Source organism: Sphingobium chungangianum (assembly GCF_977014255.1).
Genome location: NZ_CDRNIV010000006.1, coordinates 290882 through 305654, shown reverse-complemented (window position 1 = coordinate 305654; position 14773 = coordinate 290882). Strand labels below are relative to the sequence as shown.

Genomic DNA, 14773 nt, shown 5'->3' with positions numbered 1-14773 from the left:
AGGACGAAGACGAGGAAATCGAAGCGGAGGGAACGATGCGCCGCGCCACCGGTTGCCCTGACTCCCCTATCAGGAGTGGCTCCCATGCATATCGAAACCCGCGAAGGTCATGTCATCCATGTGAAGGACATGGGGTCGGGCCACCCGGTGATCCTGATCCACGGCTGGCCCCTGACCGGCGACATGTGGGAATATCAAACGCTTGCGCTGCTAGAGTCGGGATATCGCGTGATCACTTACGATCGTCGCGGTTTCGGGCAATCGGGTCATCCCGCCGATGGCTATAATTACGATGTTTTCGCGGATGATCTCGCCGCCGTCATTGATAAGGTCGGCGCGGCCAAAGTCTCCCTCGTCGGATTTTCCATGGGAGGCGGCGAAATCGCGCGATACCTGTCGCGCCATGGTTCGGCGAAGGTGGACAGGGTAGCGCTGATCAGCTCTGTCGTGCCGTATCTTCTGAAAGATGACAGCAATCCCGACGGTGTCGACGAATCGGCACTGGACCAGATGCAGGCGCAGGTGCGCGAAGACCGTTTCGCTTTCCTGCAGAGCTTCGCCAAGACCTTCTACGGCATTGGCCTCGTTTCCAAACCCGTCAGCAGCGCGCTGCTCGATTGGACCTTCATGCTGGCGATCATGGCGAGCCCCAAGGCGACGATCGATTGCATCCACGCCTTTGGCCGAACCGATTTCCGGCCCGACCTGGGCGCGTTCACCATACCGACGCTGATCATCCACGGGACGAGCGACAAGACGGTGCCGATCGATCCGACCGGGCGAGCGGCGGCCGCTGCGATACCGGGGGCGCAGCTCATCGAATATGATGGCGAACCGCATGGCCTGTTCGCAACCGCGCCGGATCGGTTGAACGCCGATCTGCTGAGCTTCCTCGCGCAATAACTGCAGCGCCCGTCATGCAGAAGACGAACCCGTTCAGCCTTTTCATGAACAGCTGGCAGCTGGGGCTGGAAGTCTGGACGGTGATCGGCCTCAGGATACCCAGGCTGCTGGCAGGCAACCCAGCCGCAGCGCGCGAAGCGCATCTCATGATCGCGGAGAAGATCGAAGCGATAGGCGTGCTGCAATGGAGAGCGATGACCGGCGATCTGGGGACCAACCCAGATGCCGCGATGCGCGGTTCCATTGCCCATTATCGCAAGGCCGTTGGCCGCAATCGACGACGTCTCGCCCGGCGGAGAAAATGACCCAGCCAAGCCTGTTCGACGCGCCCCTGATCCCCGGACTGGATTATCGCGAGGATATGCTGACCCGCGATGAGGAAGCGATGCTCATCATGAAGATGGACGCGCTGCCCCTGTCGCCATTTCGTTTTCAAGGATGGACCGGAAAGCGGCTGACGCTATCGCTCGGGTGGACTTATGATTTTGACAATGGCCGCTTTGGCCCAAGCGACCCTATTCCGCCATGGCTTCAACCAATCAAGGCGCGCGCTGCCCGGTTTGCGGGCGTGGCAGATGCCGACCTGGTGCAGGCATTGTTGATCCGATACGATCCAGGGGCGGGCATAGGCTGGCACAGGGACCGGCCAGTCTTCGAACATGTTGTCGGGATTTCATTGGGCAGTCCCACGACATTGCGCTTTCGCAGACGCACGGCGAAGGGGCTCGACCGCCTATCCGTCCCCGTTGCCGCTCGATCCATCTATCATCTGTCCGGCGAAGCCCGGCATGAATGGGAGCATAGCATCGCGGGCGTGGACGCACCCCGCTGGTCAATCACTTTCCGTTCGCTGTCCGCCAAGGGCGCTGAGATGGCGCGCGCCGGAACCACCCGGGCGGCCTTTTGATTGGACGAGTTTTTGGAAACCCTCGAACCAATCGGGTCGCGAAACGTCTTGTGAAAGCCATGAGGATCGCGACCTATAATGTGAATGGCGTGAACGGGCGCCTACCGGTGCTGCTGCGGTGGCTGGAGCAGGCTGAGCCCGACATTATATGCTTGCAGGAGTTGAAGGCTCCGCAGGAGAATTTTCCCGAGCGCGCCATCCGGGACGCGGGATATGACGCCGTTTGGCACGGGCAGAGCCGGTGGAATGGCGTCGCTATCCTGAGCCGGGTTGGCGCCATCCATGAAACCCGGCGAGCACTGCCCGGCGATCCGGATGATGTGCAGAGCCGCTATATCGAAGCGGCGGTGAACGGGATCCTGATAGCCTGCCTCTACCTTCCCAACGGCAATCCCCGTCCCGGTCCCAAGTTCGACTTCAAGCTCCGCTGGTTCGATCGGCTGCACGCGCATATGGCCTCGCTCATCGACGTGGACGCGCCGGTGATCGTCGCTGGCGACTATAATGTGATGCCGACCGACCTTGACGTGTATGCGCCCGACCGGTGGCGCGACGATGCCCTGTTCGCGCCGGAGGTTCGCGCCGCTTACCAGCGCCTCCTCGACCAGGGATGGAGCGACGCGATCCGGCGGCTGCATCCCGATGAGGTGATCTACAGCTTCTGGAAATATTGGCGTGGCGCCTTGGAGCGCAATGCCGGTCTACGGATCGATCATGCGCTGCTGAACCCGGTTGCAGCTGCCAAGCTGATCGCCGCGGAGGTCGACACCCGGCCCCGCGCCTGGGAGAAGACCAGCGATCACGCGCCGGTCGTCATCACGCTCGACTTGGGCAGAGCGGAGCCATGACGCAGGCCGAAGACCCCAAGGCTATGATCCTGCCTCTGCCGATGGAGGCGCGGCTCGTGTCCGAACTGCCATCACCACCGGGATGGCAATATGAGCCCAAATGGGACGGCTTCCGCGCCGTCGTGGGCCGCGATGGAGCGCGAGCCGACATCCGATCCAAATCCGGCAAGTCGCTGGCGCGCTTCTTTCCGGATATCATGGATGCACTGCTCGCAACGACCGAGCGCCGCTATGTGCTGGACGGCGAGTTGATCCTGCCATTGAACGGCGCGCTGTCCTTCGATGCGTTGCAACAGCGGCTGCATCCGGCGGAAAGCAGAATAGCGCGCCTGTCCCGCGAAACCCCGGCGCAGCTGATGCTGTTCGACTGTCTCGCGCTGGGCAAGAGCGACCTCATGGACGCGCCGTTGCGGGCACGGCGAGCAGCGCTGGAGCGCTTTCACGCGAAGAATGGGACCGAGACGCTGCTCCTGTCCCCTGCCAGCGAGCGGATAGAGGATGCCGACCGCTGGCTGGAAGGCAGCGGCGGCGCACTCGACGGGATCATCGCCAAACAACTGGACCTTCCCTATCGATCCGGCGAGCGCGCGATGATGAAGATGAAGAATTATCGCAGCGCCGACTGCGTGGTTGGTGGTTTCCGCCGCACGGCTGATGGGCACGGCGCTGCATCCTTGCTGCTGGGCCTGTATGATGAGGCGGGCAAGCTCAACCATGTGGGCTTCACCTCCGGGTTCAAGGCGGATGAGCGGCCTCTTCTGTTGCAACGCCTTGAGCCGATTGCGGGAGGCTCCGGCTTCACCGGCAAGGCGCCGGGTGGGCCAAGCCGCTGGAACAAGGGCGAGGAAAGCGTCTGGGAGCCTCTAGCTCCGGAACTGGTTGTGGAAGTGATCTATGATCAGGTGACCGGCGGGCGCTTTCGCCATGGGACGCGCTTTCTACGCTGGCGGCCCGACAAGGCGCCGCGCCAATGCACATGTGATCAGTTGCAGATGGAGCTGCGCCCAGCCGAGATCGATAAATTGCTTGGCGGTTGAGTGAACTGCCAAAACCCCGGTCGACCCGCTTTTGTCCCAGTAAACACCCTCATACTGATCCCTGTTAGGCATTTTTGAGGGAACGCCGCGCTCTCCCCCGAATTGAACAGGGGTACAATCAGGAGAGTATTTCCGTGGCCACCCGTTTCGTCGCACCCGACTGCGCATCACAATTTCTTCAACAAAGTTTTCAGGAACGCCTCAGTCATTGGAATCGGCAACGTCTCACGCCATCCTATCCGGAGGATTGGGAAAGCCGGTTCCGCCAGGATGAAGCCATGCTGCGGCTGGAGCATGGCTTTATGGAAGAACTGCGCGCCATGGTGCGCGACCGCGCGGCGCAGGCGCCAACCGATCCCGAAGGCTTCATCCAATGGTTCGAGGCGCTGGAGCAGACTGGCCCCGGCCAGCATGACGCGCTGTTTCCTTGGCTCGCCGACCATGCGTCGCGCGATGAAATCCGCTGGTTCCTGACGCAGGAAGCGGCGGGCGAGGCTGGCTTCGACGATCTCGTTGCCCTGACGCAGGTGAAGCTCCCGGACTCCGCCAAGCTGGAACTTGCGCGCAACTATTGGGACGAGATGGGGCGCGGCCAGGAAAAGGGCATGCATGGCCCCATGCTGGCGCAATTGGTCACGACGTTGGAACTGACGCCGACTATCGAGACGACTGTCTGGGAAAGCCTGGCGCTGGCTAACGCGATGACCGCGATGGCGACGCAGCGCTGCTATGCTTGGCACAGCGTCGGCGCGTTGGGCGCGATCGAACTGACCGCGCCGGGCCGATCGGCGCACACCGCGCGCGCCTTGCGACGAATTGGGCTCAGCCAGTCGGAGCGACGATATTTTGATCTGCATGCGGTGCTGGACGTCAAACATAGCCGCGACTGGAACGAGCTGGCGATCAAGCCGCTGGTGGCGGAGGACCCTCGCCGCGCCGTCGCAATCGCGGAAGGCGCGTTGATGCGCCTTAGCTGTGGCGAGCGCTGCTTCAACCGCTACCGTAGCCATTTTGGCTTGGAGCAAGGATGATGGCGCGATCCAATGGCCGCATCCTGATTGTTGAGGACGACCCGCTGCTGGCTGGCATGATGGTCGATCTGCTGCTGGCGGAGGATTATGAGGTCGATGGCCCCCACGCCAGCATCAGCGACGGCATGGCCGCGCTAGCCATCCATATGCCCGATGGCGCGGTGGTAGATCTGCACCATCACAGCCAGAGCGTAAGCCTCTTGAAGGATGATCTTGAGACCTATGCCATCCCGTTGCTGGAAGGAGAGGATAGCGAGGTTCAGGATCTTCAAAGACGCTTGCTACCTTGGCTTCGACATATGCGGCATTGAGGACGCGCGGGATAAGCAACTCTTGTCCCGCGCCATATCGCGGCTATGACCCTGCATCGTGATCGAAGCAGGAGACGGCATGGGCCCCATCATCGGGAAAGTCATTCGTGGAGCGGGCATCGGGCTGCTGTTTCTCGTAATCGCCTTGTGCCTTGCGATCACGATCATCCCGCCTTTTCTCGACCGCATCTATTATGACGGGCCGGTCAGCGGCCATTATGACGGCGAGCACTTCTTCAATCCCGATGGCGAGATCGAGTTTTCCGGTCCTCCGGGGACGAACCGCCGGGGTTTTCTCCTCCGCTGGCTGACGGGACAGGACGAGCGCCCCGAATGGCCGCTGACGGTTGCAGTAAAGCCCACCCGCCCGCCAGCCTTCGCCGCGCCGCGCGGCATGGTGGCGACATGGGTCGGCCATGCCACGGTGCTGGTGCAGGCAGCAGGGGTCAATATCCTTACCGACCCCACCTGGTCCGACTATGCGAGCCCCTTCCCACCTTTAGGACCAAAGCGGGTCGCGCAGCCGGGAATCCGGATGGATGATCTGCCGAAGATCGACCTGATCATCGTCAGCCACAATCATTATGACCATATGGACATCCCCACGCTCAAGAAGCTGTGGGAACGAGATCGACCCAAGATCATCGTTAGCCTGGGGAATGAGCGCATCCTGAAGGACAATGGCATTCCGGCGATCGCGCTGGATTGGGGCCAATCCGTGACGGGGGCTGCCCTCAACAATCTGGGGACGCAAACGGTCATCCAGTGTGAAAATTACGAACATTGCCCCGACTATCGCGTCCATGTGCTGCGCAATCATCATTGGAGCAGCCGGTGGGGCACTGATCGCAACCGCGCATTATGGTCGAGTTTCCTCATCGAAACGCGCGCGGGCAACATCTTCTTCGCGGGCGACACGGGGGCTGGCGACATGGCATGGCCCACTGAAGCGGCGCGGTTCGGCCCGATCCGCCTTGCGATGATCCCGATCGGCGCCTTCCGTTTCTGGCCGGGGCAGATGGAGGCGGACTCCCACATCGGGCCGCAGCGCGCGGTCGAGGTGTTCGAAAAGCTCAAGGCATCGACCGCCATTCCCATCCATTGGGGCACATTCCGGCTGTCTTATGAAAAATGGGACACACCGCCCCGCATGCTGGAGCTTTTCCTGAAATGCGAAGGCATAGAGCGGCAGCGCTTTGCGCCGTTGCGGATCGGCCAGGCCATCCAGGTGCCCGCCTATTCCGCCGTGCCGCATAGTCCAAAACGATGCGACCAACGCGCCATCCGGGCATTGCAATAGGTCAGGCGGGAGGCCCTGCTTCCAGCATCGCGCGCCAATTGTCCGTCGTCATCGCCGTCAGATATTCGGCCTGCATCTCGGCCGTCAGCATCTCCACCATCTGCCGCCCTTCGATCCACAATTCGATCACGCCGAACACGCCGCCACGCTTGCGATATTTGGCGGGCCAGCCTTCCCGCTGCGCGATCGCCATGATCTCTTCGCGGGACAGGGGCGTGGCCAGCGCGGCATGTGTTGCGGTGTAACGGGTTTCGCCAGTCCGCTCCCCAAAGCTATCGGCGTCGCCTTCCTCTTCGCGCAAGACGGTGTCGATCGGATAGACCTCTATGGCGGTGCCCCGGTCATCGCCAGCCATGGCGATCCAGCTGCCCGACGTCACGGGCGGGAAATACAGCGCCTCGCCCCGCCACATTTCAGCGATAACCTCCGCAACATGCTTTGGATCATGCGCGGCAATCGAAAGATGAAAGAGCATGTCTCGACTCTCCGACATTCTGATGGATGCCGGGCGCAACAATGGCACAGAATCCCGTCGTCAGCATTGGAGATTCCGGACAGAATACCCTCCGCTGGCAGGCAGCGGAGGGTTTCCAAGACAGGCAGTTCAGGCCTTGCTGCACTCTCCGGTGCGTTTGCCGGTTACGTCATGGGTGGTGCGCAATACCGGGCTGCCGCCGGCGGTCTTCGTCATGGTGCTGCCCAGCGTCAGCGTGTCGGCGGTGTAATTGCCCTCCAGTACGATTTCCGATGTCGCCCCGCCTGACTTGCAGGCCAAGGTCGCGATCAACCGCCCCTTGCGCAGCAGCTTGTCCTTGTAGGTGCAATCCTTGCCCTCATCCCCTGCCAGAGCATCGGCATCGGGTGTCCCCTTGGCATCGACGGCGATGCACAGCTTTTCCTCGTCAACCTGCTTCAGCGCGACCTGATATTGTTCGGGCGTGACAGTCGGCGTGTTGTAGCCCGTGGTCTTGCGGGTGATCGTCCATTCGCCCCCCTTGATCACGATGGGCGCTTCGACCGCTTCGGGTGCAGGCGCCTCATTGCCGCATCCGGCCAAGCCAAGCGTCATCGCCAGCGGCAACGCCGCGATTATCGTCTTTCGCATATCCTCTTCCCCTGTTCTCTTACGGAACAGGCAGAGGCTCGCTTGGCGCGCGGCGAAGCGCAAGAGAAAAAAGCGACGCTAGCGTTTCCTGTAGGTCGGCGCGTGGAAGTCGGGCGGCTTGGCCGCGACCCAGCCAAGAAAGCGGGCGATGCCGGGATGCGCGCGAAGGGCGGCGGGATCGCCCCGCGTTCGGGCAAGCTCCACATTGCTGAGCTGCGCATGGATGGCCCGATGACAGATTGGATGGACGGGCACCGTTTCGCGCCCGCCTCGGCTTTTCGGCACCGGATGATACCATTCAACCCATTTGCTTAAAGGACGCGCGCAGAGCCAGCAAAAGCCCTCCGCGCCCTCCATCAGATCAGGATGCTACGCAGTCCGCGCCAATCCACTTGCCCGTGGTCTTCGCCTTCATGCTCATGTTCATGCCGTTGGGCGCGCCGCTCATCTTCATGTCCATGTGCATTTCATAGCTTTCCGGCGCGTAGTCGCCAGACATGACGGCGTTCATCGTGCCATTTTCCGATTTGCAGGCGATCTCACCCTTCACCGACCCGCCGCTGACGTCGAAGCCCTTGTACGTGCAATCCTTGTTTTCCTGGCCCGAGAACATCTTGCCGCTGGGGTTCGCCGCTTCTTCGGGAGAGACGCAATATTTGATCGAGGTGCGGCTCATCATCTTCTTCATCTGCTCTTTCATCTGATCGCCACCGCCGGGCATGTTCGGCATGTCGATATCCTCGAGCGTATAGGCGCCTTCCCACTGGCCGGGCTTCAGCTGCACCTTCTGAACTTGGGCTTTGACTTCCTCGCGCGTCTGCGGTTCGCCAGAAGGCTTGTCGCCGCAGCTGGCGAGCAACAGCGTGGCAGGAATAATGACGGCCAAGGATTTAAGCATGATCTTCCCCCGTTGATGCCGGCATGACCCGGCCTGTCTAACCATCAGCATATCAGGACAGGCATAGAATGAAAAATGGTCCTGCGGGCTATTGAGCCAGCGCCGCAGCTTCCTGCGCGCAATCGGGCGCGGTTTCCCAGGGTTTGCCGCGCAACGCGGCGACTTCCTTGCGGGCGGCGGCAAGATCGGCGGCGAAGGCGGGTTCGGCGTTGAGGCGCATCACGGTGGCGGAGGCGATAACCCGCCCTTCTTCGATATCGCTCAGCCAATGCACATTGCAGATGCGGCGGCTGTCCCCAAAGGCGCGACCCCGCGCCACCAGCCTTGCCGCGCGATCGGGCATCACTTCTGCCAGGATAAGGCCATAGCCATAGCCGATGGCGCTGTGACCCGAGGGATAGGAGCCATCACGGCGCAGAAACTTTTCCCAATCCGGCGTACAGCTTGGCTTGCCATTATCCATGAAGGGGCGCGGACGCATGTATCGCTTCTTGACGTCGGCGGTGGACATGCCGAGGTCCCCCATCGCACGGGTCAGGAGGCGCGTCAGCGCGGGTGCATGGGCCTGATCGATCAGGAAGCCCGCCGCGCAGGAAAAGGCGGTCGCCGCATGGCCGGGGCGCAGGTCGGCATCGGCCTTGGCGAAATCCCAACGTGCGCTACCCTGCATCGCGACCGCTGCGGCCGCCCCTTCCCTATCGCGCGCCTCGGTCACTGATCCTGCGGCTGGCGGTGGCGGGGAGAGCAACAGGCTGTCAGGAAGCGCGCCGCCGCCAAGATAACCGCTGCCCAGTGGGTTCTTTCCCTGCATGGCCGATGGCGGCGTCTGCGCCGAACCGGCTCCGCCGGTCGTCGTCGCGCATGCCTGCAACATGGCCAGCGTGGTGAACAGGAAAATGGCCTTGCGCATCGGGTCCTCCACTATCGTCATGTGGGATGCCTGCCCCACATTGCTGTGGTGCGGGACCATGCCCATATTGCCCCGCATGTCCATTCAGATTCGCACCACGCTGGACGAGCCCGAGACCGGCGAAGGCTTCGTCCCCCACCGTCCTGCACGCCCGGAAAAGAGCGAGGGCGGCAGGCCGTTCAAGCTGGTTTCCGACTATGAACCATCGGGCGACCAGCCCACCGCCATCGCCGAACTGGTCGAACAGGCAAGGGCGGGTGAAAAGGATCAGGTGCTGTTGGGTGTCACCGGCTCTGGCAAGACCTTCACCATGGCCAAGGTGATCGAGGCGATGCAGCGGCCCGCGCTGATCCTTGCTCCCAACAAGATTCTCGCAGCGCAGCTTTACGGTGAGTTCAAGAGCTTCTTCCCGGAGAATGCGGTCGAATATTTCGTCAGCTATTACGACTATTATCAGCCCGAAGCCTATGTGGCGCGATCGGACACCTATATCGAGAAGGAGTCGAGCGTTAACGAGGCGATCGACCGGATGCGCCACTCGGCGACACGCGCTCTGCTGGAGCGGGACGATGTGATCATCGTCGCGTCGGTGTCCTGCCTCTATGGCATCGGCTCGGTCGAGACTTATTCGGCCATGACCTTCTCGATGAAGAAGGGCGGGATCGAGGATCAGCGGGAGATCATCCGCAAGCTGGTGGCGTTGCAATATAAGCGCAATGACGCGGCCTTCGCGCGCGGCAATTTCCGGGTGAAGGGGGATAATCTGGAGATTTTCCCGTCCCACTATGAGGACACGGCCTGGCGCGTCAGCTTCTTTGGCAACGAGATCGAGGAAATTGTCGAATTCGATCCGCTGACGGGGAAGAAGATCGCGACCCTCGAATATGTGAAGGTCTTCCCCAACAGCCACCATGTGACGCCGGGGCCGACGCTGAAGCAGGCGATGGAGGCGATCCGTTTCGAACTGACCGAGCGGCTGAAAGAGTTGCAGGCCGAAGGCAAGCTGCTGGAGGCGCAGCGGCTGGAGCAGCGGACCAACTTCGATCTGGAGATGATCGCCGCGACCGGCTCCTGCGCGGGGATCGAAAATTACAGCCGCTTCCTGACCGGCCGCCTGCCCGGCGAGCCGCCGCCGACCTTGTTCGAATATCTCCCCGAAAACGCGCTGCTGTTCGTAGACGAAAGCCACCAGACCGTGCCGCAAATCGGCGCGATGGCGCGGGGTGATCATCGGCGCAAGATCACACTCGCCGAATATGGCTTCCGTCTGCCTAGCTGCATCGACAATCGCCCGCTGCGCTTCAACGAATGGGACGCGATGCGGCCGCAAACGGTGAGCGTGTCCGCAACGCCGGGGCCGTGGGAAATGGAACAGACCGGCGGCGCCTTCTCCGAACAGGTCATTCGCCCCACCGGCCTCATCGACCCGCCGGTCGAGATCAAGCCGGTTGAGGATCAGGTGGACGACCTGATCAACGAATGCCGCAAGGTCGCGGCGCAGGGCTATCGCACCCTCGTCACCACGCTCACCAAGCGGATGGCCGAGGATTTGACCGAGTTCATGCATGAGGCGGGGATCAAGGTCCGCTACATGCACAGCGACGTAGAGACGCTGGAGCGTATCGAGTTGATCCGCGACCTGCGGCTGGGCGTCTACGACGTGCTGATCGGCATCAACCTGCTGCGCGAAGGTCTCGACATTCCGGAATGTGGCTTGGTCGCGATCCTCGACGCGGACAAGGAAGGCTTCCTGCGATCGGAAACATCGCTAATCCAGACCATTGGCCGCGCCGCGCGCAACGTGGATGGGCGTGTCATCCTCTACGCCGATCGCATCACCGGCAGCATGGAGCGCGCGCTCAACGAGACCAGCCGTCGCCGTGAAAAGCAGCAGGCGTATAATTTGGAACATGGCATCACGCCGACCACGATCAAGCGCAACATCGGCGACATCATCGCCCATGTCGCGAGCAAGGATCAGGTCACGGTCGATACCGGGCTGGACGACCGCCCACACCTCGTCGGCCATAACCTCCGCGCCTATATCGAGGATCTGGAAAAGAAGATGCGCGCGGCCGCAGCCGACCTCGAATTCGAGGAAGCAGGCCGCATCCGCGACGAAATCCGCAAGCTGGAGGCGGAGGAGCTGGGCCTGCCCGCCAACGAGCAGGTCGCGGCGCCGCGTGGGCGGGCGACCGAAGGCAAGCCGGGGACGCGCAAGCTGCGTTACGGCAAGACACAGCGGAAGTTCGGGCGCTGACGCAAGTTCAGCATGACGAAAGGTTCGGGGCCGTTTAAGCGAGCACCATGAAGAACTTGCCTCTCGCCCGCGCTATCGCCCTTGCCATGCCGCTGCTGCTGCTGGGCGGCGCCTACGCTTCGCAATATGTAGGCGGCCTGCATCCGTGCGAGATGTGCTGGTGGCAGCGTTATCCGCATATGGCGGCGATCCCGCTCGCGCTGATCGCCTACGCCGTGAAAAGGCGGCCCTGCGTCAGTGCGCTGTTCGCGGGGCTGGCCGGGCTGGCGATCGGAATCAGCGGCGGCATTGGCCTCTTTCATGCGGGGGTCGAATATGGCTGGTGGCAGGGGCTGACCGCCTGCTCGACCACTCCCGCGGCGGGCAACCCTGCGGACATATTGAACCAGATCATGGCGACCCCGATCACCCGTTGCGACGTCGCGCCCTGGACACTCTTCGGCATTTCGCTCGCCGGCTTCAACGGGCTCTTGTCCGGAGCCAGCGCGCTCGCCATCTTGGCCCTGCTGATCAAGTCGAGGACAGAGGCATGAGCGCGCCCAGGGAGTTCCCCCGCCCCGGCCGGAAGGTGACGGCCGATGATCGCGCGGCGATGCTGCGCGTCGATCAGGCGGGTGAGTTCGGCGCGACGCGCATTTATGCCGGGCAACTTGCCGTCCTTGGCGATCGCCACCCCGACGCGCGCGTCATCGCGGGCATGGCGGCGCAGGAAGAACGGCATCGCAAGATATTCGACGCAATGATCGCGCGGCGCGGCGTCAGGCCGACCGCGCTTCAGCCGATCTGGAACGTCGCAGGCTTTGCACTGGGCGCGGTGACCGCCGCGATCGGCCCACGCGCCGCCATGGCCTGCACCGCCGCGATCGAGACGGAGATCGACCGTCATTATGGCGAGCAGTTGGCGGAATTGGCGGGCGATGACCCGGAACTTGCCGCCACCATCACGGATTTTCAGGCGGAAGAAGTCGAACATCGCGAAACCGCGATCGCCCGTGGAGCGGAGCAGGCACCCGCCTATCCGCTGCTGTCGGGTATCATTCGCCTGGGGTGCCGGGCTGCAATCGCGCTGTCGAAGCGGATCTGAGGAGATAAGGACGATGATGAAGACCGCGACAGCCGCCATGCTGCTTTTGGCCGCAAGCACCCTGCCCGCCATAGCGCAGCAGCAGGCCGGACCCGCGCAGGAGCAGGCGCCCACCGCCGCCGCCGGTACGACGGGATCGGAGCGCGTCAATCTGGTCATCGTCTATGGCGAAGACGCCTGCCCGCAAAGCGCCGGCACCGACATTGTCGTTTGCGCGCGCAAGGGCGAGGAAGAACGCTACCGCATTCCCGAACCGCTGCGCGGCGATCCCAACAAGCCGAGCAATCAGGCATGGGGCGAGCGCGTACGGTCCATGGAATATGTCGGCCGCACCGGCACGGAAAGCTGCTCGGCCACTGGCCCCGGCGGTTTCACCGGCTGCTTCAACCAGTTGGCAAGGCTTGCCAAGGCGGAACGGCAGGCGGCGGACAATGCCAGCTGGAAAGATTTGGTCGAAGCCGAACGGGCACGGCGGCTTTCCACCATCGACGCGGATAGCAAGGCGATCGAAGCGCGAGCCGTAGCGGAGGAAAAGGCGCAGGGCAGCCAACCGCAGCAGACCACTCCGCAGCCGACTACACCGACGCAGCCCTGACGGTTGCTCCGGGCGCTTGGCGTCTGGGTAAGGCTGGCGGAATTGGGCACTCCGCCGGTGGGACAGGGGCGAAAAGAGGATATCACCTATGCGCGTCCCGGTTCATGCCTTCCTCGCTATGGCGGCGCTTGCACCCATAGCCTTACTCGCCCCAGCCAGGGCCGAGCCGCCACAGCGCGTGTTCAATCTGATCGTCTATGGGAACGACCCCTGTCCCAAGGGCGAAGGCGACGAGATCGTCGTTTGCGCGCGCAAGCCCGAGTCCGAACGCTACCGCATCCCGAAGAAATTGCGCGAAAAGCCCGCCCCGTCCGGTGGGCCGGGCTGGGGTAGCCAAGTGGCCACGATGGAAGAGGTACAGCGCCAAAATCTGCCCGGCAGCTGCTCGGCGATCGGGAGCAACGGCTTTACCGGCTGCACCGCCAAGATGCTGGAGCAATGGTTTGCCGAACGACGGATGCAGGAGTCCAAGGGCGAGCCTTGAGCTTTTGATGCTCGACGATTGCCCATCCCCCTTCATCATCTGAATTTCAGATTGCGAAACTGTCCGTGGCGCGGATCAGGGCGTCGAGGATGCCGGGTTCATTATAGGCGTGCCCAGCGCCCTCGATCATCTCGAACCGTGCTTCAGGCCATGCCTTGTGCAGCGCCCAGGCGGTCTCGGCGGGACAGGCCATGTCGTAGCGGCCCTGAACGATCACGCCGGGAATGTCGCGGAGCTTGCCCGCATCACGGATGAGCTGGCCTTCCTCCAGCCAGCCGCGATGCACGAAATAATGATTTTCGATCCGCGCGAAGGCCAGTGCAAAGGCGTCATCCTCATGCGTGGCTGACAGTGCGGCGTCGGGCAGCAGACGGATGGTTTCGCCCTCCCATACGCTCCACGCCTTGGCCGCCGCGACTTGCGCCGCACGATCTTCACCCGTCAGGATGCGGTGATAGGCATGAAGCAATTCGCCACGATCCTCCTCCGCTATGGGCGCAAGGAAGCGTTCCCACTTATCTGGATAGATGCGGCTGGCACCTTCCTGATAATACCAGTCGACCTCCTGCTGGCGGAGCGTGAAGATGCCGCGCAGAATCAATTCGCTGACATGGGCGGGATGGCTCTGCGCGTAGGCGAGCGCCAGCGCCGATCCCCAGCTGCCCCCGAAGACAAGCCATTGATCAACGCCCATTAATTCACGCAAGCGCTCGATGTCCGCTACGAGATGCCAGGTCGTATTCCCTTCCAGCGAAGCATGCGGCGTCGAACGGCCGCAACCGCGCTGGTCGAAGAGTAAAATGTCGTAGCGATCCGGATCGAACAGGCGGCGGTGATCAGGCGAGATGCCGCCGCCCGGCCCGCCGTGGAGAAAGACCGCAGGCTTTGCCCCCGGCGTGCCGACGCGCTCCCAATAGACGGAATGATCATCGCCAACGTCGAGGTGGCCGTGAGCGTATGGGTCGATGGCAGGGTACAAAGTGCGCATGCCCTCAGCCTAGGCGAGCCGATGAGCGAAGGGAACCGCAGCGCGTGAAGGCGTCTGCTACAATTTGCGACAAATTCGCCTTGGCCTTGCCAAGATTTTGAGACAGTTCGCC

The 14773-nt window shown here is 62.5% G+C and carries 19 protein-coding genes; 13 read left to right on the top strand and 6 right to left on the bottom strand.

The window, feature by feature from the left end; translation table 11 throughout:
- The first annotated feature begins 84 nt into the window (after nucleotides 1–84).
- The 8 genes from ACWNC0_RS08375 to ACWNC0_RS08340 all read left to right on the top strand — a co-directional run bounded on the left by ACWNC0_RS08375 (nucleotide 85) and on the right by ACWNC0_RS08340 (nucleotide 6337).
- Complete coding sequence (locus ACWNC0_RS08375; protein ID WP_449470889.1) at nucleotides 85–903, top strand: alpha/beta fold hydrolase; 819 nt, start codon at nucleotides 85–87, stop codon at nucleotides 901–903.
- A 14-nt stretch (nucleotides 904–917) separates the two neighbouring features.
- Nucleotides 918–1208: a hypothetical protein gene (locus ACWNC0_RS08370; protein WP_449470887.1), complete on the top strand. Its 291-nt coding sequence runs from the start codon at nucleotides 918–920 to the stop codon at nucleotides 1206–1208.
- Complete coding sequence (locus tag ACWNC0_RS08365; RefSeq protein ID WP_449470885.1) at nucleotides 1205–1810, top strand: alpha-ketoglutarate-dependent dioxygenase AlkB; 606 nt, start codon at nucleotides 1205–1207, stop codon at nucleotides 1808–1810. Before ACWNC0_RS08370 ends, ACWNC0_RS08365 begins: the two co-directional genes overlap by 4 nt.
- Nucleotides 1811–1869: 59 nt before the next feature.
- Nucleotides 1870–2658: an exodeoxyribonuclease III gene (gene xth, locus ACWNC0_RS08360; RefSeq protein ID WP_449470883.1), complete on the top strand. Its 789-nt coding sequence runs from the start codon at nucleotides 1870–1872 to the stop codon at nucleotides 2656–2658.
- Nucleotides 2655–3695, top strand: a complete 1041-nt coding sequence (locus ACWNC0_RS08355; RefSeq protein ID WP_449470882.1) for an ATP-dependent DNA ligase — start codon at nucleotides 2655–2657, stop codon at nucleotides 3693–3695. Before xth ends, ACWNC0_RS08355 begins: the two co-directional genes overlap by 4 nt.
- 134 nt (nucleotides 3696–3829) lie before the next feature.
- Nucleotides 3830–4726 (top strand): iron-containing redox enzyme family protein, encoded by an 897-nt coding sequence (locus tag ACWNC0_RS08350; RefSeq protein ID WP_449470881.1) that lies wholly within the window; start codon nucleotides 3830–3832, stop codon nucleotides 4724–4726.
- On the top strand, nucleotides 4723–5037 hold the full coding sequence (locus ACWNC0_RS08345; protein WP_449470880.1) for a hypothetical protein: 315 nt from the start codon (nucleotides 4723–4725) through the stop codon (nucleotides 5035–5037). Before ACWNC0_RS08350 ends, ACWNC0_RS08345 begins: the two co-directional genes overlap by 4 nt.
- Nucleotides 5038–5116: 79 nt before the next feature.
- The gene (locus ACWNC0_RS08340) at nucleotides 5117–6337 is read left to right on the top strand and encodes an MBL fold metallo-hydrolase (RefSeq protein WP_449470879.1); all 1221 of its coding nucleotides are present in this window, start codon (nucleotides 5117–5119) and stop codon (nucleotides 6335–6337) included.
- A 1-nt stretch (nucleotide 6338) separates the two neighbouring features.
- Here the strand turns inward: ACWNC0_RS08340 and ACWNC0_RS08335 are convergent, their stop codons facing one another.
- From ACWNC0_RS08335 to ACWNC0_RS08315, 5 genes are all read right to left on the bottom strand, one after another.
- On the bottom strand, nucleotides 6339–6812 hold the full coding sequence (locus ACWNC0_RS08335; RefSeq protein WP_449470878.1) for a hypothetical protein: 474 nt from the start codon (nucleotides 6810–6812) through the stop codon (nucleotides 6339–6341).
- Nucleotides 6813–6941: 129 nt separating this feature from the next.
- Nucleotides 6942–7442 (bottom strand): DUF3617 family protein, encoded by a 501-nt coding sequence (locus tag ACWNC0_RS08330; protein ID WP_449470877.1) that lies wholly within the window; start codon nucleotides 7440–7442, stop codon nucleotides 6942–6944.
- 78 nt (nucleotides 7443–7520) lie between these two features.
- Complete coding sequence (locus tag ACWNC0_RS08325) at nucleotides 7521–7799, bottom strand: HNH endonuclease (protein ID WP_449470876.1); 279 nt, start codon at nucleotides 7797–7799, stop codon at nucleotides 7521–7523.
- Between the two features lie 4 nt (nucleotides 7800–7803).
- Complete coding sequence (locus tag ACWNC0_RS08320; protein ID WP_449470875.1) at nucleotides 7804–8340, bottom strand: DUF3617 domain-containing protein; 537 nt, start codon at nucleotides 8338–8340, stop codon at nucleotides 7804–7806.
- A gap of 88 nt (nucleotides 8341–8428) precedes the next feature.
- A complete protein-coding gene (locus ACWNC0_RS08315) occupies nucleotides 8429–9271 on the bottom strand; it encodes an acid phosphatase (RefSeq protein ID WP_449470874.1) in 843 nt (280 codons plus the stop codon).
- Between the two features lie 55 nt (nucleotides 9272–9326).
- On the opposite strand from ACWNC0_RS08315, the gene uvrB reads away from it, so the two are divergent.
- The 5 genes from uvrB (at nucleotide 9327) to ACWNC0_RS08290 (ending at nucleotide 13673) form a co-directional block, all read left to right on the top strand.
- Nucleotides 9327–11510, top strand: a complete 2184-nt coding sequence (uvrB, locus tag ACWNC0_RS08310) for an excinuclease ABC subunit UvrB (RefSeq protein WP_449474576.1) — start codon at nucleotides 9327–9329, stop codon at nucleotides 11508–11510.
- A gap of 47 nt (nucleotides 11511–11557) precedes the next feature.
- Nucleotides 11558–12043, top strand: coding sequence for a disulfide bond formation protein B (locus ACWNC0_RS08305; RefSeq protein ID WP_449470872.1), 486 nt, complete (start codon nucleotides 11558–11560; stop codon nucleotides 12041–12043).
- Nucleotides 12040–12594, top strand: a complete 555-nt coding sequence (locus ACWNC0_RS08300) for a demethoxyubiquinone hydroxylase family protein (RefSeq protein WP_449470870.1) — start codon at nucleotides 12040–12042, stop codon at nucleotides 12592–12594. Before ACWNC0_RS08305 ends, ACWNC0_RS08300 begins: the two co-directional genes overlap by 4 nt.
- A gap of 13 nt (nucleotides 12595–12607) precedes the next feature.
- The gene (locus ACWNC0_RS08295; RefSeq protein ID WP_449470868.1) at nucleotides 12608–13189 is read left to right on the top strand and encodes a hypothetical protein; all 582 of its coding nucleotides are present in this window, start codon (nucleotides 12608–12610) and stop codon (nucleotides 13187–13189) included.
- 88 nt (nucleotides 13190–13277) lie between these two features.
- Complete coding sequence (locus tag ACWNC0_RS08290) at nucleotides 13278–13673, top strand: hypothetical protein (protein ID WP_449470867.1); 396 nt, start codon at nucleotides 13278–13280, stop codon at nucleotides 13671–13673.
- 46 nt (nucleotides 13674–13719) lie between these two features.
- On the opposite strand, the gene pip is transcribed toward ACWNC0_RS08290, so the two are convergent.
- A complete protein-coding gene (pip, locus tag ACWNC0_RS08285; RefSeq protein WP_449470865.1) occupies nucleotides 13720–14661 on the bottom strand; it encodes a prolyl aminopeptidase in 942 nt (313 codons plus the stop codon).
- Between the last annotated feature and the right edge of the window lie 112 nt (nucleotides 14662–14773).